General features: G+C 48.1%; 19 protein-coding genes. 16 read left to right on the top strand and 3 right to left on the bottom strand.

Annotation, left to right across the window (positions count from 1 at the left end; translation table 11 throughout):
* Positions 1 to 91 precede the first annotated feature (91 nt).
* Positions 92 to 1,012 (bottom strand): SMP-30/gluconolactonase/LRE family protein, encoded by a 921-nt coding sequence (locus tag ACWGXJ_RS22535; protein WP_452567632.1) that lies wholly within the window; start codon positions 1,010 to 1,012, stop codon positions 92 to 94.
* A 416-nt stretch (positions 1,013 to 1,428) separates the two neighbouring features.
* Between ACWGXJ_RS22535 and argC the strand changes: the two genes are divergently transcribed.
* The 13 genes from argC (at position 1,429) to ACWGXJ_RS22470 (ending at position 17,785) form a co-directional block, all read left to right on the top strand.
* Positions 1,429 to 2,478, top strand: coding sequence for an N-acetyl-gamma-glutamyl-phosphate reductase (gene argC, locus ACWGXJ_RS22530; protein ID WP_452567631.1), 1,050 nt, complete (start codon positions 1,429 to 1,431; stop codon positions 2,476 to 2,478).
* 103 nt (positions 2,479 to 2,581) lie between these two features.
* Positions 2,582 to 3,808, top strand: coding sequence for a bifunctional glutamate N-acetyltransferase/amino-acid acetyltransferase ArgJ (argJ, locus tag ACWGXJ_RS22525; RefSeq protein WP_250260288.1), 1,227 nt, complete (start codon positions 2,582 to 2,584; stop codon positions 3,806 to 3,808).
* Positions 3,809 to 3,926: 118 nt separating this feature from the next.
* Positions 3,927 to 4,766 carry an acetylglutamate kinase gene (argB, locus tag ACWGXJ_RS22520; protein ID WP_061829941.1) on the top strand — a complete coding sequence of 280 codons (840 nt, stop codon included), beginning with the start codon at positions 3,927 to 3,929 and terminating at the stop codon, positions 4,764 to 4,766.
* 53 nt (positions 4,767 to 4,819) lie between these two features.
* A complete protein-coding gene (locus ACWGXJ_RS22515) occupies positions 4,820 to 6,082 on the top strand; it encodes an acetylornithine transaminase (protein ID WP_452567630.1) in 1,263 nt (420 codons plus the stop codon).
* Between the two features lie 48 nt (positions 6,083 to 6,130).
* Positions 6,131 to 7,087, top strand: coding sequence for an ornithine carbamoyltransferase (argF, locus tag ACWGXJ_RS22510; RefSeq protein WP_452567629.1), 957 nt, complete (start codon positions 6,131 to 6,133; stop codon positions 7,085 to 7,087).
* 63 nt (positions 7,088 to 7,150) lie between these two features.
* A complete protein-coding gene (locus ACWGXJ_RS22505) occupies positions 7,151 to 8,386 on the top strand; it encodes an argininosuccinate synthase (RefSeq protein WP_452567628.1) in 1,236 nt (411 codons plus the stop codon).
* Between the two features lie 86 nt (positions 8,387 to 8,472).
* On the top strand, positions 8,473 to 9,885 hold the full coding sequence (argH, locus tag ACWGXJ_RS22500) for an argininosuccinate lyase (protein ID WP_013312248.1): 1,413 nt from the start codon (positions 8,473 to 8,475) through the stop codon (positions 9,883 to 9,885).
* Between the two features lie 447 nt (positions 9,886 to 10,332).
* Entirely contained in the window at positions 10,333 to 10,584 is a 252-nt protein-coding gene (locus ACWGXJ_RS22495; RefSeq protein WP_452567627.1) for a hypothetical protein, read from the top strand.
* Positions 10,577 to 13,036, top strand: a complete 2,460-nt coding sequence (locus ACWGXJ_RS22490; RefSeq protein WP_069290519.1) for a glycosyltransferase family 2 protein — start codon at positions 10,577 to 10,579, stop codon at positions 13,034 to 13,036. Before ACWGXJ_RS22495 ends, ACWGXJ_RS22490 begins: the two co-directional genes overlap by 8 nt.
* Positions 13,037 to 13,059: 23 nt before the next feature.
* Complete coding sequence (locus ACWGXJ_RS22485) at positions 13,060 to 14,067, top strand: glycosyltransferase family 2 protein (RefSeq protein WP_025721702.1); 1,008 nt, start codon at positions 13,060 to 13,062, stop codon at positions 14,065 to 14,067.
* Complete coding sequence (locus ACWGXJ_RS22480) at positions 14,030 to 14,449, top strand: GtrA family protein (RefSeq protein ID WP_025721701.1); 420 nt, start codon at positions 14,030 to 14,032, stop codon at positions 14,447 to 14,449. Before ACWGXJ_RS22485 ends, ACWGXJ_RS22480 begins: the two co-directional genes overlap by 38 nt.
* A complete protein-coding gene (locus ACWGXJ_RS22475) occupies positions 14,446 to 16,047 on the top strand; it encodes an ArnT family glycosyltransferase (protein WP_452567626.1) in 1,602 nt (533 codons plus the stop codon). The genes ACWGXJ_RS22480 and ACWGXJ_RS22475 overlap by 4 nt, the downstream gene beginning before the upstream one ends.
* A 103-nt stretch (positions 16,048 to 16,150) precedes the next feature.
* Positions 16,151 to 17,785 carry a hypothetical protein gene (locus ACWGXJ_RS22470; protein WP_452567625.1) on the top strand — a complete coding sequence of 545 codons (1,635 nt, stop codon included), beginning with the start codon at positions 16,151 to 16,153 and terminating at the stop codon, positions 17,783 to 17,785.
* A gap of 74 nt (positions 17,786 to 17,859) precedes the next feature.
* Here the strand turns inward: ACWGXJ_RS22470 and ACWGXJ_RS22465 are convergent, their stop codons facing one another.
* Positions 17,860 to 18,648, bottom strand: a complete 789-nt coding sequence (locus tag ACWGXJ_RS22465) for an alpha/beta hydrolase (RefSeq protein ID WP_452567624.1) — start codon at positions 18,646 to 18,648, stop codon at positions 17,860 to 17,862.
* Positions 18,649 to 18,913: 265 nt separating this feature from the next.
* Between ACWGXJ_RS22465 and ACWGXJ_RS22460 the strand changes: the two genes are divergently transcribed.
* Positions 18,914 to 20,071, top strand: coding sequence for an S-layer homology domain-containing protein (locus tag ACWGXJ_RS22460; RefSeq protein WP_452567623.1), 1,158 nt, complete (start codon positions 18,914 to 18,916; stop codon positions 20,069 to 20,071).
* 71 nt (positions 20,072 to 20,142) lie between these two features.
* Here ACWGXJ_RS22460 and ACWGXJ_RS22455 read toward each other — a convergent pair whose 3' ends face one another.
* Complete coding sequence (locus ACWGXJ_RS22455) at positions 20,143 to 21,561, bottom strand: VanW family protein (RefSeq protein WP_452567622.1); 1,419 nt, start codon at positions 21,559 to 21,561, stop codon at positions 20,143 to 20,145.
* A gap of 223 nt (positions 21,562 to 21,784) precedes the next feature.
* On the opposite strand from ACWGXJ_RS22455, the gene ftsE reads away from it, so the two are divergent.
* On the top strand, positions 21,785 to 22,471 hold the full coding sequence (gene ftsE, locus ACWGXJ_RS22450; protein WP_023990620.1) for a cell division ATP-binding protein FtsE: 687 nt from the start codon (positions 21,785 to 21,787) through the stop codon (positions 22,469 to 22,471).
* The gene (gene ftsX / locus ACWGXJ_RS22445) at positions 22,461 to 23,378 is read left to right on the top strand and encodes a permease-like cell division protein FtsX (protein ID WP_013312238.1); all 918 of its coding nucleotides are present in this window, start codon (positions 22,461 to 22,463) and stop codon (positions 23,376 to 23,378) included. The genes ftsE and ftsX overlap by 11 nt, the downstream gene beginning before the upstream one ends.
* The last annotated feature ends 44 nt before the right edge of the window (positions 23,379 to 23,422 follow it).

Raw genomic sequence — 23,422 nt, 5'->3', positions numbered from 1 at the left:
CAAGAGAGCCTTCTGGAGGCATGCTCTTAACTGAATCAATGCAGGAGAGCCCACTAATATAGTAGGCTCTTCTCTCTTCAGAATGGCTTTACTAGATTCTTTTTACTAATCGTTCAAGCCAATTTGCCGTTTGTCCTTGATTGAAATACGAGGTTGGCGTCCCTTTTACGCCTGTTTTCACCATGAATAGACCGCCTGCTAAGGGTTGATCGGCACTATCATCATCTTGAGCAGTCGTAATATATAACTCATCCAGATGTTCACCGCCAAAAGCGCACGAAGTCACACAATTGACGGGGAGTGACACCTCAGCAATCACTTCTCCATGAGCAGGATGGATACGGGAGACCCGTTTACCGCCCCATCTCGCGATCCACAACATGCCCTCTGCATCGATTGTCATGCCATCTGGATACCCTTCACTTTCATCCAATCTAGCCACCAGTTGCTTATTCCTAATCGTGCCTTGTGCCACATCGTAATCGAAGGAGACGACCTCCAATGTTGGAGTATCAATGAAATACATTGTACGATGATCTGCGCTCCAGGCTAATCCATTAGATATGGAGGCTTTATCAACCAGTAAGGAGACATGGCCTTTTGTGTTCAAACTATACAATGCCCCTTGCGCGTGTTCGTCATTTAGGCTCATTGTTCCTGCTAAAAAACGCCCTGCAGGATCGCATTTTCCATCATTAAAACGATTACCTGGTCTACCTTCCTCTGGATCATGAATCAATACTTTGGCCCCTGTCTCAATATCCAAACAATATAGACCGCTAATCAGCGCTACGATCACTTTATTTTTGAGATAAGGTACAACTGCACCAATATGTTCACCAACAGCTATTGTACGATCTGTGCACGTAGAAGGATCGTAGATATGCAATTGAAAGCCTTCAATATCGACCCAAAATAAACGTTGAAACCGCTGATCCCAGCTAGGCCCCTCGCCTAACTTTGCTTTTGCATCTATAACGATATTCGCTGTATATGTTTCGATGTGTAGCACTCCTAACGTTTTGGTTTATTTTCGACCCCAATTATCCGCTTCAGCGGCTCCTCTGCGCAGATTCACTAGATGCAGCCCATGTGATTTGCTCTTGTGTGTAGTGCTACGTGTACTCCCTTCATGTTCAACAAGTTCATAAAGTGCAGCAAATGACCAATCGAGATGAATACCAATATGTGAAATAATTTAAAGGGAATATCCCCCTTTTCTTTATGCAAAACGGCAGACTGTATTCAGGAGGCCCTCTGTCTATTTTTTATTTCCTTTATTATAGCCTGTACTGCCTGCCCGTCAAAAGAATAGGTAAGAGCGCATATTTTAAATTTGGAGGAATAACATGACATGAGGTGTTGTATTTATATGAATAGAGTCGTATAATAATACATATTTCATAGGAACGGAATGGAGGAAGGTCTGTGAGCAGCAAGTTAAAAGTGGCAATTGTCGGTTCCACCGGGTATGGCGGGGTGGAGCTGATTCGTTTTTTGGTTCATCATCCGCAAGTAGAGATTGTATCTGTTATTTCTTCATCCAGCGCGGGTGTCCCAATCAGTGACGGGTTTCCACATCTGACGGACATTGTGGTGCAGGATTTAGACGGTGTCGAAGTCCACGAAATTGCTGCCAAGGCCGATCTGGTTTTCACTGCTACGCCATCGGGCGTTAGTACTAAGTTAGTGCCGCAGCTTCTTGATGCCGGACTGAAGGTCATTGACCTTTCCGGGGACTTTAGGCTTCGAAGCAGAGAAACGTATGAAGCATGGTATAAAAAGCCTGCGGCTTCACCCGAGTATCTCAAGCAAGCGGTATACGGACTCAGTGAGGTGTATGCAGAAAAGCTGGCGGGCGTTTCTTTTATTTCTAATCCAGGCTGTTATCCGACCGCAACATTGCTGGGCATTATTCCTGCACTGAAAGCGGATTGGATTGACCACCGGTCGCTGATTGTAGATGCCAAATCTGGGGTATCCGGCTCAGGTAGGGGAACAAGCCTCGTTTCGCATTATGCGGAAATGAATGAGAATTTTAAGGCTTATAAGGTGAATAAGCACCAGCACATCCCTGAGATCGAACAGGTACTGGGTGATATTGCGGGCGAGGACGTTACGATTACGTTTACGACACAACTTGTTCCCATGACCCGAGGAATTATGAGTACAATTTATGTCACGCTGAAGGGTAACCATACAGATCAGGATCTTATCGGGTTATACCGGGATTATTATAAAGGGCATCCTTTTGTCCGCGTACGTGGCGAAGGTATATGGCCAGCAACGAAGGAAGTATTGGGTTCGAATTACTGCGACATCGGTTTTGCAGCAGATGCTCGAACCGGGCGCCTTACGATTATTTCCGTCATTGATAATGTTGTGAAGGGTGCCGCTGGACAGGCGATTCAGAATTTAAATTTGATGATGGGATGGGAGGAGAACCTCGGGCTGGGCTTCATACCGGTATATCCGTAAGTAGCAAGTAACCGCAACATGGATACGGAAACGTCAGCGAGCGGTATTTCGAATACAGGCAGCTGTCATTCATCGAATATGTTGCGAACGAGGGCACATAATTATGGGCAAAGTAGAGTTTACAGTAGTAAACGGAGGCAACATCGTAACTCCGCGTGGCTTTACAGCCGGGGGATTACACTGCGGACTGAAAAATTCGTACCGCAACGATATGGGCGCCATTCGTTGCGAGGTAGAAGCGACAGCTGCTGCGGTGTACACCACCAATGTGTTTCAGGCTGCACCGCTGAAGGTGACCCGCGAGAGCTTGGCAGATGGTCGATTGCAGGCAGTAGTGGTGAACAGCGGGAACGCGAATGCCTGCACGGGACAACAAGGAGAGCAGGATGCCTACGCTATGCGTTCGGCTGCGGCTCATGAACTGGGTGTTGCTGAGAGCAATGTAGCCGTCGCCTCGACGGGCGTGATCGGCGAGCATTTGAAAATGGATTGTGTACTTGGCGGTATATCCTCCTTACCTGACCGTATGAACGGGGCAAACGATGGAGCAGAGCAATTTACGCAAGCCATTCTGACAACGGATTTAGTTAAAAAGGAAGCGTGTGTGGCGGTTGAAGTGGACGGTGTGACCGTACACATCGCCGGGGCGGCCAAGGGATCTGGCATGATACATCCGAATATGGCAACAATGCTCGCTTTTATGACCTGTGATGCAGCGATCGGACAGACGGCGCTTCATCAACTATTAAAGCAGGCAACGGATACCAGCTTTAATATGATTACGGTGGATGGGGATACGAGCACGAACGATATGCTAATCGCTATGGCGAGCGGACTGGCTGGCAATCGTGAGCTGAACGTTGGGCATCCCGATTGGGACGCTTTTGCCGAGGCGTTCACCTATATCTGCCGAGAGTTGGCGAAGGCAATTGCTCGCGATGGAGAGGGTGCTACGAAGCTGGTAGAGGTGTCTGTAAGCGGAGCGGTAAGCGATGCGTCCGCTCAAGCGATAGCTAAGACGGTGGTTGGGTCCAGTCTGGTCAAGTCAGCCGTCTTCGGAGCAGATGCGAATTGGGGACGGATTATTGCGGCCGTAGGGCGTGCTGGAGAGCCAGTTAATCCAGATACGGTAGATATTCGCTTGGGTGATATTGTTGTGCTAAGCCAATCGAGTCCGGTCGCTTTTGACGAAGAAGAGGCGCTAGCCTATTTGAGGGGAGATACGGTGCAAATTATTGTTGATTTGCATCACGGGAACGGAACTGCTACAGCATGGGGCTGTGACTTAACCTATGATTATGTTCGGATTAACGCTGCTTATCGGACATAGAGACCAGAATAAAATACGGATTGAATAAGGAAAGTAGATAATAGAAGCAACGAGCGGATGGAAGTCCAGTATCATTTGAAAATTGCACGGATATGCGGAGAAGAAAAGGAGAGATGATATGCAATCGGCAGTGGAACACGCGGATCAAGCGAATCATGCGGGAGTGGCACGTCGTAATTTTGTGATGAAATGCGGAGGAAGTACGCTGGCTGCGTTACCTGATTCCTTTTTTGAAGATTTGGCGCGTTTGCAGTCGGAAGGTCTTCAACCTGTCATTGTACATGGCGGTGGCCCTGCGATTTCCGACAACCTAGCGAAGCTGGGGATCGAAACAGAGTTTATTCATGGATTACGCAAAACGACCGAACCCGTGCTGGATGTCGTGGAAATGGTACTGGCAGGCAGCATTAACAAGCAGATTGTACGTAGAATAGGGATGCATGGGGGCCGAGCGTTGGGGTTGTCAGGCAGTGATGGCTATTTAATCGAAGCCAAGCCTGTGTCGAATGCCGCTGAGGTCGGTTGGGTCGGAGAGGTAACGTCCGTTCAAGCCTCGATTATTACAGGTGTACTGGATATGGACTATATGCCTGTTATTGCACCCATCGGGATTGATCGATCTGGTCAGCGTTACAACATTAATGCGGATACAGCGGCGGGTGCGGTAGCCTCTCATCTGGGGGTCAGTCGGATGATCGTCGTTACAGATGTACCAGGCATATTGAAGAAGTATGGCGGAGAAAAGAAAGTGCTGGATTCTATCACCGTACAGGAGATTGAGGATATGATCAGCACAGGTGAAATATATGGTGGTATGATCCCGAAAGTGAGAGCGGCTATTGCCTGTATCCATGGCAAAGTGAAGGAAGTCGTCATTGTGAACGGTAGCGAACCGCAGGTACTAAGCCGTGTGCTGGGCGGAGAATCGATTGGAACACGCATCGTGCGTATGCAGTAATTGCAATATATAGCTCGACCTATATAACCAAACGATAAAGGAGCGTGAACATAATGAGTAAGGAACCGAATACGCTGGTGAGCGAGGAAATGCCAAGTACGGATGGAAGCGGAGTGCAAACGGAAAAGGTGTCGGCAAAAGCGCAGACAGAAAGCTCCCTTTTTCCAACCTACGCAAGATACCCGCTTACACTCGTGAAAGGACAAGGAAGCTGGCTGTGGGACGATCAGGGCAAGCGTTATCTGGATTTCATGTCAGGCATTGCCGTTACCAATCTCGGCCATGCGCCTCAAGCAGTAGCTGAACGATTGAAAAAACAGATCGATGAATTGTGGCATGTATCCAATCTGTTTCATATTCCGGGGCAAGAACGGGCTGCTGCCTTGCTGACAGCCAATAGCAGCGCAGATGCCGTGTTTTTCTGCAACAGCGGGGCCGAAGCTAACGAAGCTGCAATTAAGCTGGCGCGTCGTTACCACCAGAAGGTAAAGCAGACCGGTCGCTACGAAATCATTACGTTCACGCAATCCTTTCACGGACGGACGCTGGCAACCTTGACCGCTACGGGTCAGGACAAAGTTAAAGAGGGATTTTTACCGCTTCCTGCCGGGTTCAAAAGTGTTCCGCTTCATGATCAGACGGCGCTTGAAGCAGCCATCAGTGAGCATACGGCGGCAATTATGCTGGAAATGGTGCAGGCCGAAGGTGGCATGTATCCGGTAGACCCTGCTTTCGTAGATGTGATTACAAAGCTGTGCCGCGAGCATGGTTTGCTGCTGATCATTGACGAGGTACAAACAGGTATGGGACGGACGGGCAAACTGTTTTCCTTTGAGCATTATGGTATAGAGCCGGATATCTTTACATTGGCGAAAGGACTGGGCAGTGGTTTCTCTGTAGGTGCGATGCTAGGCAAAGGATACTTGCGTGAAGCGTTCACAGCGGGCAGTCATGGTTCTACCTTTGGAGGTACGCCACTTGCTATGGCAGCGGTTCAAGCTACTATTGAAACGATTATTGATGATAAGCTACCAGAACGTGCAGCTGGGATGGGAGATTATCTCTTCCATAGTCTGCAAAAGCAGCTTGGAGATAGTCCTTTTGTAAAGGATATCCGTGGAAAAGGTCTGATGGTTGGTATTGAGTGTGCGGAACCGGTAGCGGAGCTTGCTTTGGCAGGACAGAAAAAGGGCATTCTGTTCATTACAGCAGGACCAAACGTGATTCGTCTGTTGCCTAACTTGTATGTAACGAAAGACGAAATAGATCAGGCTGTAACCTTGATTGCTGAATTGATTCGGGAGCATGTGGCTTAGTGTAAAGGCCAAATTATCATAGACTAGAGTGTAAAAGGAGACGATAGCATGAGCCAGAGCGGCGCACTGCAGCAGATGAATTTAAAAGGACGGGACTTCCTGGAGCTGGACGATTATTCTCCAGAGGAAATCCAGTATTTAATTGATCTCGCCATTGAAATTAAGCGTAAGCACAAAAACGGGGAAACTTATCAGCCGCTAAAAGGGAAAACGCTCGGACTGATTTTCGAAAAATCCTCTACACGTACACGGGTATCTTTCGAAGTCGGTATGTATCAATTGGGCGGGCATGCCCTTTTCCTCAGCAAAAATGACATTCAACTGGGACGCGGCGAACCGATTAGCGACATGGCTCAAGTCATGTCACGTTATCTGGATGGCATTATGATTCGTACCTTTGGACACGATAATGTGGTAGAGTTGGCACGTTATGCGTCCGTTCCTGTGATCAATGGTTTGAGTGATTTGGCGCATCCATGCCAAGTGCTGGCTGATTATCAAACCTTGTATGAGCAAAAGGGTAAGCTAAAAGGGCTCAAATTGGCTTACATCGGAGACGGTAACAATATGGCTCATTCCCTCTTAATTGGGGGAGCAAAGCTTGGAGTGCATGTGTCCATTGCAAGTCCAGCTGGTTACGAGCCCGACCCGAATGTGGTCGCAGCTTCCCGTGAAATTGCCAAACAGACAGGGAGTGAGATCGTTATAACCCAGAGTCCGCAAGAAGCAGTAAAAGATGCGGATGCGATCTACACAGATGTGTGGGCGAGCATGGGCTTTGAGGAAGAACAGAAGGAACGGGAGCTTGCTTTTGCCGACTTTCAGGTGAATGAGGAGCTGGTAAAGCTGGCGAAGCCGGATTATTTATTCTTGCACTGTCTGCCTGCGCATCGTGGGGAAGAAGTAAGTGCAGGCGTAATCGATGGTCCGAATTCGGTCATCTTTGATGAAGCAGAGAATCGTCTGCATGCGCAAAAAGCGCTGTTAGTTGCTTTAATGGCATAAGATTGATAGGTATTGATAGGTAAAGAAGATAAAGGCTAGAAGCATTCGGGGAGGACTTCAACAATGGCAAAAGAAAAAATCGTACTCGCATATTCCGGCGGTCTGGATACGTCGGTCATTCTGAAATGGCTCAAAGAAACTTATGATGCTGAAATCATCGCATTCACCGCAGATATCGGTCAAAAGGAAGAACTGGACGGTTTGGAGGAAAAAGCACTCGCTACAGGGGCTTCCAAAGTGTACATTGATGATCTGCGTGATGAATTCGCCAAGGATTTTATCTATCCGATGTTTCAGGCGGGTGCTTTATATGAAGGACAATATTTGCTCGGAACGAGTATTGCACGTCCATTGATCGCTAAGCGGATGGTCGATATTGCGATTGCCGAGGGAGCAACAGCCATTGCTCACGGGGCAACAGGCAAAGGTAACGATCAGGTACGATTCGAGCTGAACGCGGCGGCGTTGACGCCGGATATCAAGGTGATCGCACCTTGGCGGCTGGAAGAGTTCCGCAATCAGTTCCCGGGCCGTGCAGAAATGATTGCCTATGCGGAAAAACACGACATTCCGGTAACTGCTTCTGCAGCCAAACCATACTCCATGGACCGTAATCTGCTGCATATCAGCTATGAAAGCGGCGTGCTGGAGGACCCTTGGTTTGATCCAAGTGCTTCTGAAAATAAAGGAATGTTCTTGCTCAGCAACGCGCCTGAGGACGCTCCTGATGAAGCAGAATATTTGGAGTTGGAATTTGAAGCAGGTAACTGCGTCGCTTTGAATGGAGAACAGCTAAGTCCATTGCAAGTGATGGAAAAACTGAATGAGCTCGGCGGCAAGCATGGTATCGGACGTGTGGATATGGTAGAGAACCGTTTTGTCGGCATGAAAAGTCGGGGAGTCTATGAGACGCCGGGCGGTACGATCCTGTTCACAGCTCACCGCAAAATGGAATCCATCACGATGGATCGCGAGGTTATGAATCTGCGTGATAGTCTGATTACCCGTTATGCTACCTTGGTTTATAACGGTTTCTGGTTCGCACCGGAACGTGTCGCTTTGCAGGCCCTGGTTCATGAGAGTCAGAAAAATGTCAGTGGTACCGTGCGCGTGAAGCTGTACAAAGGCAACGTTATCGGCGCAGGCGTTAAAAGTCCGGTTAGCTTGTACAACCCGGACATTGCTACCATGGAAGCCGATCCGACACAAGCCTACGATCAAGGCGATGCAACAGGCTTTATCCGCTTGAATGCTCTGCGTTTAAAGGTCAACGCGGGCGTAACACAAAATCATAAATAATGATGTAACCTAAAAAATGTACGGGATGCGGGCCGTTCTTGTCCAAACGACGAGGGCGGCTTGTATTGCAGAGAGGGGATCATGCAATGAGTAAGCTATGGGGCGGACGCTTTACGAAGCAAACGAACAAGTTGGTAGAGGAATATACGGCTTCTATCGGGTTTGATCAGGCATTGGCGGAAGAAGATATTCAAGGCAGTTTGGCTCATGTGGCCATGCTGGGGAAATGCGGAATTATTCCGCAGGAGGATGCAGACACGATCAAGGAAGGATTGCACACGGTCCTGGAGCGTATCCGCCGTGGGGAAATTGAATTTTCCGTTTCGGATGAGGATATTCACATGAATATCGAAAAAAATCTAATCGAGGCCATTGGTCCGGTCGGAGGTAAGCTGCACACGGGGCGCAGTCGTAACGATCAGGTAGCAACGGATATGCACTTGTATTTGCGAGGACGTGTGGTATCGCTGGTGGGTATGCTGCATGACGTACAAGCTGCATTAATCGGCCAGGCAAAGGATAATCTGGACACGATTGTACCTGGATATACACACTTGCAGCGTGCGCAGCCTATTTTATTTGCCCATCATCTGCTGGCGTATGTGTCTATGCTGGAGCGTGATATTGACCGACTCAAAGACAGCTATAAGCGGATTAACGTGTTGCCGCTCGGTGCTGGCGCTTTGGCGGGGACCACTTTTCCGATCGACCGTCACTTTGTAGCCGAGCAACTGGGGTTTGATGGCGTATATGAAAATAGCCTCGATGCCGTCAGCGACCGGGATTTTATCGTAGAGTTCCTGGCTGGCGCCTCGCTGATTATGACGCATTTGTCTCGTCTGAGCGAAGAATTGGTGCTATGGAGTAGCACGGAGTTTGGTTTTGTCGAGCTGGATGATGCTTTTTGCACAGGCAGCAGCATTATGCCGCAGAAGAAAAACCCGGACGTACCGGAGCTGGTACGTGGTAAAACCGGACGTGTCTATGGAAACCTCGTGGGCTTGTTGACTGTATTGAAATCCTTGCCGCTGGCATACAACAAGGATATGCAGGAGGACAAGGAAGGGATGTTCGATACCGTTGCCACGCTGGAAGGAGCCTTGCAACTGTTTGCACCGATGATCGCCACGATGAAGGTGAACAAGGATCGTATGCGTCAAGCGGTCAATCAGGATTTTTCCAACGCAACGGATATTGCGGACTTCTTGGTCGGCAAAGGGCTTCCGTTCCGTCAGGCGCATGAGGTCATTGGCAAAACCGTACTGTATTGCATCCAGCATGGAAAATACTTGCTTGATCTGACACTGGACGAATTCCAGCAGTTTTCGGATCTGTTTGACGAGCGTATCTATGAGGTACTTCAACCAGAAGCGGTAGTGAATGCACGGAATGTATATGGTGGAACCGCTACCGGGCAGGTACAGGCAGCTATTGGGCGCAGTGAACAGCTCCTGGCGAATACATCAACATGGTTTGAAGGGCACAAGCCGAAAAATTAATCAGTAAAGAAAGATATTATTCTCTTGCATAGCAGCGGGATGCTGTGTAAAATCAAATTTTAAGGAATTAGCAATCTAAGCTTCAAAGGCACCGTTCGCGGTGTCTTTTGTGTTTTTTGGGGCATTAATTCATAGTTCCAAATACCTATTAGTACACTAGTGTGAAAGTTTCTAGAATTTACATTTTTGTATACTACACCTATGATGATTATGGTAGAATAGCACTAAGTTTTTCATCGAATTACCAATTCAATAGGACAAGAACTATATTCAATAAATAAATGTCAAGTTACTAGGGGCTCTTTTGATCAGGCGAATTTCATAAATGTGTAAATGAAGGGCTTGAATGAGAACATAGGTATGTCCTGGTTTTGGGAGAACGGTAAGTAAAAGCTCTAAAGTAGCGACGTAGCTGAAGGCAGAGTCGGGATGATCCAGGGAGGTATTATGAGAACTAAAAGGACGGCGCGTCAGTTAAAGAGCGCTTGGATCGGTTATCGCGCTTCTGAAGCCGATCAACTGATATCTTCATTGCATGAGGAACGGGTGCAAGCGGAGGAGTTACTGCGTGAGGAGCGGGAACTTTTCCACGCGGCGCTGGAACGGAAAAAGCAGCGGGATTCGGAGTTAAAGCAGCTGCTTGCGGATGCGCTTGCGGAAGAGCGGCGCTGGATTGAAAGGGCGGGAATTCATGGGTGACAAGCTTAGGTGGCAGGTTGGAGGAGTTTCAATTCGCCAAACAAAGAGAAGAATAAAAGAAGAGCGTCAGCGAATCGAACAACTGCAACAACAGCTAGAGGCTCAGCGGTCAGAGCAGGCCCCGGTGCTGTACAAGCTTGATTTTCATATCGAAGAGTTGGAACGGCGACTTCAGGATACAGAACTACGTATCCAGGCGATACAGAACGCCAATGATACAGCAGCAGCTGTGGAACAATTGCTGGATGAAGGGTTACAGGATGGACAGGTGCAGGAGGCTCAAGTCCAATATGCATCTGGGCAGGAACAGGTAGCGGCAGGAACCGCTATGGGCGCTGCTTCCAGTATCTCTGGTACGGAAGGCGAAGAGGCAGTAAGAGGAATGCAGAGCGGACGAAACGGCAAGGCCCGTCTGGGGGATCAACTGGTGGAGAACGGGATGATCACCCGCGATCAGCTGACAGATGCCATCCGCAACCAGAAGCGTTACGGTGGCAGGCTGGGCGATATTCTTGTAGAAATGGGCTTCATTACAGCCGAGCAGCTACAGGAACAGGTTGGCGGCGACGAGTCCAAGGAGCGCCTAGGCGATATGCTGGTTCGTTCCGGCTATATATTACCGGAACAACTGGAGCGCGCACTGGAGTTCCAGGCGAAGAGCGGCGGACTACTGGGAGACATCTTGCTGTCATTGCAAATGCTGGAACCTGCCGATCTGTACCGCGCGATTGCTACACAGAACCGAATCGGGCGTATTGGTGAGGAACTCGCACTGGATGCGGCGTACAAACTACCCGAGCAAGTGGCAATGGCTTACGGCGTGGTCGTCATCCATCAATATATGAACCGTTATATTGTGGCGGTCAGTGATCCGCTGCCAGAAGAGCGACGCTTGAAGCTGGAGGAAATTTTGGGAATGCCGGTAGAGCAGGTGCTTGCTACGAAGGAAGAGATGGAGCAGCTCTGGGGTAAAATCTACGGTGAAGAAATGATGCAGGAGAGCACGACCGGGCTATTGGAAAAAGAACCGCACAATTCGGCGCGGACGACTTTTACAAAGGGACAGCTTTGGGTGTTCGCGGCCATGGGTATGATTACACTGCTCGGTCTCTTATGGAACAGTTGGAAAACGGTGTTGATCATCAATATGATGATTCAGTTGTTTTATTTTGCGATGACGCTATTTAAATTTGGCATTATTTATCTCGGTTCCCGGCGTGGTGCGCAGCTTCGTTTCACGAAGGAAGAGGTTGACGCCATGGATGAAAAGAAACTGCCGATCTATACCATTCTTGTACCTATGTATAAGGAAGCGGGCGTGCTTCCGATGTTATTGCGGAATTTGGAGCAACTGGATTATCCAAAGTCCAAGCTGGATGTGCGGCTGCTGATTGAAGAGGACGACATAGAGACGATTGAGCTACTTCGGGAAATGAAGCTGCCGGCCTATTACACGACACTGGTCGTTCCAGACGGTTTGCCGAAAACCAAGCCGAAGGCATGTAATTATGGACTTATTCGGGCACGTGGCGAGTTTGTCGTGATTTACGATGCTGAGGATCGTCCCGACGCTGATCAGCTTAAAAAGGTCATTGCGGCGTTTGATTCACTCCCTGAGCATTATGCGTGTATTCAGGCGAAGCTCAACTATTTTAATAGTACACAAAATCTGCTGACCCGCTGGTTCACTCAAGAATATAGTATGTGGTTCGAGCTACTGCTGCCGGGTATTATGCAGTTAGATACCCCAATTCCGTTAGGCGGCACATCCAATCATTTTCGGGTATCTGTATTAAAAGATATTAATGCGTGGGACCCCTACAATGTAACCGAGGATGCCGATTTGGGCATACGTCTGTATAAAGGCGGCTACAAAACTGCTATTGTCGATTCCCGCACATGGGAGGAAGCTAACAGCCGCGTGGGCAACTGGATTCGTCAGCGGTCACGCTGGATCAAGGGGTATATGCAGACATGGCTGGTTCATATGCGCAATCCGGTTAAGCTGGTGCGCGAAGTGGGCTGGAAAGGCTTTTTCGGCTTTCAGGTGATGATTCTGGCAACTCCGATGCTGCCGTTGCTGAATCCGATTTTTTGGGGGTTGCTTATTTTATGGTTTGGCTGGGAGTTGTCCTTTATTCCCAAGCTATTCCCGGGTTATGTGTATTACCTGGCTAGCGCGGAGTTTTATATCGGTAACTTTCTGTTCGTATTCAGTAATGTGGCCGGAATGTATTGGGTCATCGGGGAACTGGAAGAGCGCGGTGAACGAACATTTTCATACGCGATGGTCAAATACGGGCTACTCTCGCCGTTATATTGGGTACTTATGAGTATAGCTGCGGTGAAAGCCGCTTGGCAGCTCATTACCAAGCCGTTCTATTGGGAGAAGACCACGCATGGTCTGACCGATATGCACGACTTGGATGATACCCCGGCACAGTCCTCCTGAATATGAAGAAAGAAGGAGCAAGAATGGAGACAAAAACACCTTTTTTATCCGTCGTCATTCCCATGTACAATGAAAGCTCGCATCTCGAGCGGTCGCTTAAGGTAATTGATGGGGTATTGTCTGTTGTCACCTCACGCTATGAGCTCATCATAGTAGATGATGGTTCCAAAGACGATACGTGGCTTAAGCTGTCCGAATTGTCCCGTCGTATGCCCTCTTTGCTCGCGCTCCGGCTGAGTCGGAATTTCGGTAAGGAGCTGGCGTTGTGCGCAGGTCTGGAAAATGCCTCTGGCGATGCGATTATTGTCATGGACGGTGATTTGCAGCATCCTCCTGAAATGATTGGAGAAATGGTACGTTTATGGCAAAATGAAGGTTATGATTTGGTCGAATGTGTGAAAGAATTTCGGGGAGAAGAGTCGGTGGGCAAAAAGCTCGGTGCTTCATTGTTCTACGCGACCCTGAACCGCTTGACAGGCTTTAATCTCAAGGATGCCTCCGATTATAAGCTACTGGATCGACGAGTGGTGGATGCCTGGATGGCGATGCCAGAGCGGATGCCGTTTTTCCGCGGGATGACAGCCTGGCTAGGTTTCCGTAAAACCCAGATCTCATTCCGGGTGGCTCCACGCGAAGAGGGGCCAAGCCGCTGGAGTCCGTTAGGGCTGATTCGACTGGCAGCAGAAGCGATCGTTTCGTTTTCGACAGTACCGTTGCGGGTAGTAAGTCTGATGGGCCTCATTTTTATGCTGATTTCAGTCGTATTGGGGATTCAGACCTTAATGCGCAAATTAACGGGTGACGCTGTGACCGGTTTTACCACTGTGATTTTGCTGCTCTTGATTATTGGCAGTGTACTCATGCTGTCGATTGGAGTGGTAGGAGAATATATTGCCGCCATATATCACGAAGTCAAAGCTAGGCCTCGCTATCTGATAGCAGATAAACGGGCGAATGCTGACCGATTGTGGGTGGACAGGGAGTTTAATCAACATGATCAGACGTTCATATCTAAAGTATCCAATCATTAAATACGGTATTGTGGGGTTGCTGGGTACAGGTATCCATGTTGGTGTGCTTGTGCTGCTGGTGGAGCTGTTTACGGTACCAGCAGTAACGGCTACTACAATCGGATTCGTGGTTACATTGCTCGTTTCGTATGTGCTGAACCGAAACTGGACGTTCGAGCCTACCGGCGAGGGAAGTCGCACCCAGTTTCTTAAATATTTATTGGTCTGTACCTGTGGCTTGCTCTTAAATGCCGCTCTGATGTACGTGACCATTCACTGGATCGGTTGGTCGTATCTGATCGGTGAAGTACTAACTACCATCATCGTGCCTGTTCATAATTATTTCTGGAACCGCTACTGGATCTTCTCCGTTCCGCAACAGCGTCAGAAAGAGGTTTCATGATTTTAAGAAAACACGGAAAATTTCTATCATTGTTTGCTTGTATTACTGCTCTTGAACTGGCCGTGGGTGTGTATTTTGCATGGTATCTTGGTTATATGCATACCGATGCGCTCAGTCGAGTGGCTAACGCATTTTATGTGCTATACAGTCGTGACCCACACTTGGGTGCTATCGGGTTTGTATGGAATCCCCTGCCCAGTTTGATGGAACTGATTGTGCTGTTGTTTTATCCTTTATTTCCAGTACTCGCTTCCCACGGGCTGGCGGCAGTAATTGTGAGCAGCCTGTTTGCAGGGGCGAGCGCGGCATTATTGTATGCGACGGGCAAACAGTTGGGGCTTCACGGTGCAACCAGCTTGCTGATTGCGCTATTATTTTCACTGAATCCATTTATGTTTCTGTTTGGCTTCAACGGCTTAAGTGACTCGCCATATATCTTTTTCATCCTGTTGACAGTGAGTCGATTTTGTATGTGGTTGAAGGATCGCAAGGCGGCGAATTTGATCGTATCCGGTTTTGCGCTTGCACTGGCTTTTTGGGTACGCTATGAAGCGGTTCCGCTTGGCGTTGCGATGGCTTTGGGTGTATTGCTGACGATCTTTTTTCTGCATAGGTGGCGTACAAACAGAGAGATGGTTAGAACGGAATTGTCTTTAAAAGAGCGCCTGTACAAGGTGGAAGCGACATGGCTTCTATTGTTGTTGCCACTTGTTTTTTCCGGCCTGCTGTGGCTCTTTTTTAACTGGATTATCATGGGCGATCCGCTTTACTTTTTACGCTCGCAATATTCCAATTCCACACAATCAGCGGCTTTGTTAGAGGATCAACGCTTTGTGGCCATGTTTGCCCACCCTGTGCTGATGCTAAAGTTTATCGGGCAACGAACCTTATGGTATGCTGCTCCGTTGATTGCCATTTTGCTCATACGATTGTTGGACAAACGTCTGTTGAGTTGGAGCACGCTTACGCTATTCGCAATCTTTTTATCGGTGCCTGGACTTCAGCTTTTGCTGATGCTCAAGCAGTCTTCTTTTGGGTGGTTCCGATATTTTATGTATGTGTTCCCGATTACGGTTGCCTGGTTGCCGTATGAGCTAAGTTTATTGAAGGGGAAAATGAGGGGGATCGGAATCTCTCTGGTAACAGCAGGAATGTTGGTAACAGCAGGCTTGTTATCCTACGCACTGACGAACCCCGCGATTGCAGCAGATGAACACAGCTATTTGACGCATAGTGGTAATGAAAGCTACGAACGTCAAATTATTGAGCGGAAAATAGCGCCGTGGCTGGATGAGCATTATGGTACATCTCTCATTTTGACAGATTCTTATGCCGCCTATCCGATCATTTTGAGCAGCAAAATTCCGAAGAAGTTTATGATTACGAGTGATTTTGATTTTGGGGAATCTTTAATGGATCTGCCTGCTTCCAAGGTGGATTATGTGTTGGTCACGCGCTTGGTGGATGGGGTACCGCTGGATCAAGTAAACCGGAGCTATCCTGATTTGTTCGAAAAGGGAGCGTCGTGGGCCTCACTGGTACATGACTTTGACGGGCAGTGGCGACTGTACAAAATAGAGCATGAAGAATCGAAATAATTATTATATTTTAGTGCATCGTAGCGGAGGGAAGCATACAGCTGTAGGGTGTGAGTGGGCTACAGCTGTATCACCGCAAGAAGTTTGAGGGGGAACGAGAGGAATGTCCTTTCGCAAATGGTCTGCAAGCAGATGGATGGCTATAGGTCTGTTTGTATTTATACTTGCATTGGAGTTGTCTGCGGGCATCTATTTCAGCTATGTTCTGGGATATATGCACACAGACGCGCTCAGTCGCGTAGCTAATGCATTTTATGTGTTGTACAGCCGTGACCCGCATCTGGGCGCAATCGGATTTATCTGGAATCCACTACCTAGTCTTCTGGAAATGGTGATTCTACTGCTGTATCCAATCTTTCCGGCATTAGCCACCTATGGATTGGCTGCTGTCATTCTTAGTGCTACCTTTGCCGCTTTGACCGCTATGTTGCTGTATCGGGCGGGGGTCAGAACAGGGCTTAGCTCAGGGATGAGCATCATGCTGGCACTGCTATATGCACTGAATCCGTTTATTTTACTGTTTGGTGCCAATGGGCTGAGCGATTCGCTATACATATATTTCATTATGATGACGGTGATTGAGTTTGCATTGTGGCTCAAGGATCGCATGACGGCAAGCCTGATTGTTTCTGGATTAGCGCTTGCCATGGCGTTCTGGACTCGCTATGAAGCGGTTCCTCTGGGCGTGGCAATGGCGGGTGGAGTGGTATTGGCGATCATGTTTCTACATCGAAACATGGGCAGACGTGAGCTGGCCTTGCGAGAAAAACTGCACAAGGTCGAGGCAACTTGGTTACTGCTTCTGCTCCCCGTGGTCTTTTCCGGGCTGTTGTGGATTTTCTTCAACTATCTCATTATGGGGAATGCTTTTTACTTCCTGAATTCGGAGTATTCGAACACAGCCCAATCGGCAGAGCTGCTGAATGATGATAAGTTTGTAGAGATTTTCTCCAATCCGCTGGTGGCCTTGAAATTTATTGCTTCCAAAACACTCTGGTATTCGGTACCGTTGTTTGCTATTCTGTTCATTCGTCTGTTGAGTGGACGCTTGTTCCGATGGGGAACACTGATTATTTTGCTGTTGTTCCTGTCGGTGCCGGGGTTGCAGTTTTTACTCATGATGAAGCAATCTTCGTATGGGTGGTTTCGTTATTTTATGTACGTGTTCCCAATTACTGTAGCTTGGTTGCCCTATGAGCTGAGCCAGCTTCAGGGACGATGGCGGAGGGCAGCCTTTGGCCTGGTATCCGTCAGTCTGCTGCTTACCGCTGGATTACTTTCCTATGCGTTGACTCGCCCGGATATTGCACCGGATGAGAACAGCTTTCTCACACGAATGGGTAATGTGAACTATGTGAGACAGGAGTCAGATCGTAAGATTGCCGTCTGGTTGGATGAGCATCTGCCGAAGTCTACCATTATGACCGATTCGGCTTCAGCCTACACCATGATTGTCTACAGCCAATATCCCAAACGCTTCCTGATCACCAGTGATTATTCGTTCAATAAGACATTAAGTTATCCGCAGGATAATCATGTGGATTATATCCTTGTACCTAAGATCATGTCAGGCATGCCACTGAGTAAAATCAATATGGTATATCCGAATTTATATGAAAAAGGCGCTCCATGGGTCCAGCTTGAACGTGAGTTTAACGGTGAGTGGCGCTTGTACAAGGTGCTACCCAAGTCACTAACTAAAGCCTCTCCCTCGACGGAGACCACGACAAATCCGTAATGTGCAAAAAAATCCCCGAGTCTATCCCTTCGCCATGGTGCGATGAGGGAAGCTGCGGGGATTTTTTAACCTGTTTAGTGCTCTTTGAGTGGTAGCCACGCCAGTACATCCTGAATTTTCGCGTCCCAGTATCCCCATTCATGAGCCCCAGGACCTTCTTCGTAGGTCAGCGGAACTCCGGTAGTATTACATGTTTCACGGAAAGTCTGATTCCCCTTATATAGGAAATCCTCCGTGCCGCAGCATTGGTAAAGCCGGGGAAGCGAGGTCCCCAAGGCAGCATGACGTTGTAACAGTTCCAGCAAGTCGTGATCCGTTCCACGTATTTCATCTGGACCAAAAATGTTAAGCCATTCCGCTGGACTCATCGCATTTTGCGTAGGATCGGTGCGTGATGCGTGTAAATCCATGACTCCCGAAAGGCTCGCAGCGGCTGCAAAACGCTCTGGATGCTGGAGTGCCAGTTTGAAAGCACCATACCCACCCATAGAAAGCCCGGCTACAAAATTGTCTTCACGCTTGTCGGACAGAGGAAAGAATGAACGTGCCAAAGACGGCAATTCTTCACTGATAAAGGTCCAATAAGCCACTCCTTGCTCCATATTCGTATAGAAACTTCGATGTACCTGGGGCATGACGACAGCTAGGCCCAATGAGGCGACATAGCGTTCAATGGAGGTTCGACGCAACCAGGTTGAATCATCGTCCGACAGGCCATGCAGCAAATATAGCGTCGGATGTGGCCCGGTTCCTTGCTTGCCCTCCAGTCCGATTTGCGAACGGGTTGCCTGAGGAAGAATAACATTCATGGATGTGCTCAGACCTAGAACTTCCGAATAAAACTGACATTGAATAAGAGCCATAAGAAGACCTCTTTCCTAGGGTTTTGTGACCTTATTGCGGTGTTCCAGCATATGACCGAGTATTCATTCAGTATACCTTAGCCTGTCTAAATATACATATCCAAGCGAATAACTAGGTATTAAGTCCTGTTTCTTATTTATCCTACATTAGGTGGGGGTATGGTTATATGGGACGATTTTTTTAATTTGGGGGTTATTTGGGTTTGATTTCTGGTAAAGTGTTTAAAAAAGAATGATGAATCCAATCAGAGGAGGAATTTATAGCATGGGAAAAAGGTTAAGAAACACAGTTACAGGTGTATTGAGTACAGGTCTTATTCTTAGCGCATTCAGCGCAGCGGCAGCTGCTCCCCAAACTACAAGTGGACATTGGGCAGGAGATCAGGTGCAACGCTGGTCAGCCACGGGGCAATTGGACGGGGCGGTAAAACCAGATGCGGCGATCACACGTGCCGAATTTATTGTTCTTTTGAATCGCAGCTTGGGAACGTTCACACAGGAAACTCCAGCAGTGACAGACGCAACATATGCGGGTGGTGTGAAAGTAAACGGTAATGGAAGCAGAACGTTCACAGATGTTCCAGCTTCGCACTGGGCATACAACGAGCTGACAAGTGCCGTGAATGCAGGCTACATAAGCGGCTATGCAGATAACAAGCTCAAACCAAATGGTAAGGTAACACGTCAAGAGGCTGCGGCTATCGTAGGCAAAGCTATTGGACTGACTGCGGGTAACGCAGCAGATGTTACTAAATTCATTGACTCCGACAAAATTGGGTCTTGGGCGAAGAAAAGTGTAGCGGCAGCTGCGGAGCAAAAAATCATCAACGGTTATCCGGATGGTAAATTCCAGCCACTGAAGTCGCTGACTCGTGCAGAGGCGATTGCTATTCTGGACGCCGCTTCCGGTTACAACCTGAGCTCTGTCGATAATCTGACGACGACTCCTGGTGGAACGGTGACGGACTCCACATACAGCAACGTGACAGATTCCACTTATGGTAACACGTCAACTACTTCTGGCAGCGAAACAGAAGATAGCAGCACAAGTACCAGCACAGATAGCACGACTACGGACAACTCTACAACAATAGATACCAACACAGATACCGACACAACTACGGATACGACTACGACTACAGATAGCACTACAGACACAGTTGCAACTACGGGAGCACTGAAAGTCAACAATGTGTATGATGGAGAAGGTACAATTACGGGGACAGCTAAAGCAGGTTCCACAGTAACCGCCTATTCCAACGAACTGCCTATCGGTAGTGCAGTAGCCAAAGATGATGGCACATTTAGTATCAGTGTGCTTGCTCAAAAAGCAACGGTTAGGCTGGTAGTCAAAGCTGAAGATGCAGACGGTAACGAAAGTGAGCCTGTAGAAATTTCTGTTTTGGGTAAACGCAGCGAGTAATTTATAGCTAAAATCCCCCTTTCACTCTGTCTGGAACAAGTCCAGCCGACAGTGGAAGGGGGATTTTTCGTTTATTCGCTTATACCGTCCTCGACAATAGATTTCTCGGGTTCACGTGTTTGTGGCTCAGACGATGTGCCACCGCCATAACTAGCTATAATGCGTTGCTGCGCTCGATACGTATCGCGGCTGATTCGGGTGCGATCTACAGTTTTTCCGGCTACCTTTTTTACCCGGAATGTTTCTACCACATACCCTTCTTTGCCTTGCCGAAGTACTTGATAGAAGCCGGGGGAAAGTGAGTCATTACGGAGTCTCTTCTCCGGTATGGGAAGTACGCGAACTGTATGGGATTCCAGTTCATACGAAACATTGGACGGAAATGTACCAAAAAATTTAACAGTAAGCGTTCGGTTTTGGACAGCGGCACGAAGCAGTAAATGCTTGCCTGTATTGTTTCTAAAACGAAAATTAATGGACCCTGTAGCAAAAGTCGCATCCTGACCTTTGGGCAGGTAGCTGACTGGCAAAGAATGGTTGCGGCGCTCAACAATGTCCAAGCCGACTCGCAGCGCTGCATTATACACCGTGCTGGATACCTGACAAATCCCGCCGCCTATGCCGGGCTCCAACTGACCGTTGACGATCACTGGAGCTTCACGAAAGCCATGAGTGCGCTCAGCCTTGGCAATCAATTGACCGTAGTCGAATATGTCGCCTGGCTTGAGAATTAGACCATCAACGGTGCTTGCCGCTGAATTAACGTTATACACGCGTCCTTCCGAGCTACTGCCGAGACTGGTGGAGAATTGGACGATTTTGCGCTCAATCCCTTCGTTCCGTAGACTGTCCACCGAAATGTTCGGTTCCAGCTGACGGAAAGGTAATTCCACTAGTACGGGCTCTTCCGAATCGGTAAAATCCTTGGGTAGCGCCTTATCTAGTGCGGCGTCCAATCTGGGCCAATCCAGGCGTCGGGCAGAACGCCCCGGAATATAACGAACCTGATCATTCCCGTCAATCTGACGCACAGCATTGATAGGCATGCCGTATCGTTGCTCCTCCCAATCGGCTCCGAATCGGGCCCTTAATATCTCCTCCTGTCGGAAAGATGTGATAGACCATTCCTTTTCGAAGCTAAAACGTGTCTGCACACGAGTCCATAGATGCTCCGAGCTGAGTGCTTTCACGGCATTCCGAAATGCCTCCGCTTTATAATAAATTCCTGCTTCCCCGAGTGTAAGTTTTATATCCTGTGCACTGCTGTCACTGTCCGTCAGAAGCAGTCGACGTTGCTTCAATGCATCCAATTTTTTATCCACCAGCCGAAGAGCGGCTGTATGATCCATGCTTCCTACGTTCATTCCTCCGACCCTCACTCCCTCCGGCAGCGTTTGTCTGTCGGCGTACAGATGAAGTCCTCCCCACAACATGGCCAGCGCCAGAACACCAGACCATATCCAAATGACAGATAAATGAATTTTTTTCATAATGCAGATGTCTCCTGTCTGATAAGCTTGATAGCGATTCGTGTGCCATAATATTCATATATATGTGCCAAAAGCAGAAAACTTTCGGTACTATTTAGGTAACAAATTTGTTACAATGATAAACGGTATGATGAAATAGAGAAGTTTTTAAAGGAAATGCATGGAATATGTCGAATGGATATTAGGTTATGCGTAATATGATTAAGCAACGGGAAGTGATCGAGTGATTGAAATGCAGGATGTGTGGAAGACCTATACTAACGGAACCCACGCACTTCAAGGAGTATCGGTCAGAATTGACCGTAATGAATTTGTATACGTAGTCGGCCCGTCTGGAGCGGGGAAATCGACTTTTATGAAGCTTATTTATAGAGAAGAAGTACCTACCAAGGGGCAAATTTCAGTTAATGGTTTTAATATTGGGAAGCTTAAGCAGCGTAAAATTCCCTACGTTCGTCGTAACATCGGAGTCATTTTTCAGGATTTCCGGCTTTTGCCGCGTTTGACGGCTTATGAGAATGTGGCTTTTGCTATGGAAGTTATTGAAGCTCCCAAGAAGCTGATTCGCAAACGGGTACCAGAAGTGCTTGAACTGGTTGGCTTGAAAACAAAAATGAATCGTGAGCCTGCCCAGCTTTCCGGTGGGGAGCAACAGCGTGTAGCAATTGCACGGGCGATCGTGAACAATCCTTCCGTGATCATTGCCGATGAACCTACGGGTAATCTGGACCCCGAAACATCGTGGGAGATCATGCAGTTGCTGGACGAAATTAATTTTCGGGGTACGACTATTGTAATGGCGACCCACAATAAGGACATCGTGAACTCCATGCGTAAACGTGTCATTGCCATTGAAAATGGCAACATCGTAAGGGATCAGGTAAGAGGGGAGTACGGATATGACTTTTAACACCTTCTTACGTCATGTGCGGGAAGGTTTCAAAAACATATTCCGCAATGGCTGGATGTCCGTGGCATCCGTCACCTCGATTATTGTGTCATTACTTATATTGGGCGTATTTATCATGCTGGTGCTCAACGTCAATTCCCTGGCTGATCAGGCAGATAGTCAGGTGGAGGTTAACGTATTTCTGGAGCTAAATGTAGAGCAGAACATGCGTGAAACGCTGCAAAAGGAAATTGCGGCGATGCCGGAAATCAGCAAAACGACCTTTGTGACTAAAGCTCAGGGTTTGGAGGAGCTGCGCAAAGATTTGGGAGACAGCGGCAAGGAGCTGCTGGAGGGTTTTGACAAGGACAGCAATCCACTCCCGGACAAAATTGTGGTAGAGGTAATTGAACCAACAACGGTTCCATTTGTGGCCGAAAAGATTGAGAAGCTGAATACGTTGCATCCAGAGAAGCCGATTTTAAAGGTTCGTTATGGAAAAGGCACCGTAGAGACACTCTTTACAATTACGAAGCTCATTCGTAATGTAGGCTTTATATTCGTCGCCGGACTGGCGATCATGTCCATGTTCCTCATCTCGAATACGATTCGCGTGACCATATTGGCACGACGCAGAGAGATTGGCATTATGAAGCTGGTCGGTGCAACCAACTTTTTTATACGCTGGCCGTTTTTTATCGAAGGTGCGCTTATCGGTCTCATTGGTTCCTTGATTACCGTAGGTATTTTATTTACGGGCTATCAGCGTTTGCTCACAGCCGTACAGGGTGATATAGCTCTGAATATGTTGAAGCTTATGCCACTTGAAGGCATTTGGATTCAGTTGAGTGCATTGCTGATTATTTTGGGGATGCTGGTCGGAATTGTTGGCAGTACCCTGTCCATGCGCAAGTTCTTAAAAGTATAAGAAGCGCGGGTTGGACGTCGTGGTCGATATCAATTAGTACGGGG

This window comes from Paenibacillus sp. S33, from assembly GCF_053615415.1.
Note: the sequence above shows the minus strand (reverse complement) of the source record. Positions and strands in the feature narration are given on the sequence as shown.

Coding starts and splice junctions, on each gene's coding strand:
- argJ (WP_250260288.1), top strand. CDS start 2,582: ATGGGCAAAGTAGAGTTTACAGTAGTAAACGGAGGCAACATCGTAACT.
- argB (WP_061829941.1), top strand. CDS start 3,927: ATGCAATCGGCAGTGGAACACGCGGATCAAGCGAATCATGCGGGAGTG.
- ACWGXJ_RS22515 (WP_452567630.1), top strand. CDS start 4,820: ATGAGTAAGGAACCGAATACGCTGGTGAGCGAGGAAATGCCAAGTACG.
- argF (WP_452567629.1), top strand. CDS start 6,131: ATGAGCCAGAGCGGCGCACTGCAGCAGATGAATTTAAAAGGACGGGAC.
- ACWGXJ_RS22505 (WP_452567628.1), top strand. CDS start 7,151: ATGGCAAAAGAAAAAATCGTACTCGCATATTCCGGCGGTCTGGATACG.
- argH (WP_013312248.1), top strand. CDS start 8,473: ATGAGTAAGCTATGGGGCGGACGCTTTACGAAGCAAACGAACAAGTTG.
- ACWGXJ_RS22495 (WP_452567627.1), top strand. CDS start 10,333: ATGAGAACTAAAAGGACGGCGCGTCAGTTAAAGAGCGCTTGGATCGGT.
- ACWGXJ_RS22490 (WP_069290519.1), top strand. CDS start 10,577: ATGGGTGACAAGCTTAGGTGGCAGGTTGGAGGAGTTTCAATTCGCCAA.
- ACWGXJ_RS22485 (WP_025721702.1), top strand. CDS start 13,060: ATGGAGACAAAAACACCTTTTTTATCCGTCGTCATTCCCATGTACAAT.
- ACWGXJ_RS22480 (WP_025721701.1), top strand. CDS start 14,030: ATGATCAGACGTTCATATCTAAAGTATCCAATCATTAAATACGGTATT.
- ACWGXJ_RS22475 (WP_452567626.1), top strand. CDS start 14,446: ATGATTTTAAGAAAACACGGAAAATTTCTATCATTGTTTGCTTGTATT.
- ACWGXJ_RS22470 (WP_452567625.1), top strand. CDS start 16,151: ATGTCCTTTCGCAAATGGTCTGCAAGCAGATGGATGGCTATAGGTCTG.
- ACWGXJ_RS22465 (WP_452567624.1), bottom strand. CDS start 18,648: ATGGCTCTTATTCAATGTCAGTTTTATTCGGAAGTTCTAGGTCTGAGC.
- ACWGXJ_RS22460 (WP_452567623.1), top strand. CDS start 18,914: ATGGGAAAAAGGTTAAGAAACACAGTTACAGGTGTATTGAGTACAGGT.
- ACWGXJ_RS22455 (WP_452567622.1), bottom strand. CDS start 21,561: ATGAAAAAAATTCATTTATCTGTCATTTGGATATGGTCTGGTGTTCTG.
- ftsX (WP_013312238.1), top strand. CDS start 22,461: ATGACTTTTAACACCTTCTTACGTCATGTGCGGGAAGGTTTCAAAAAC.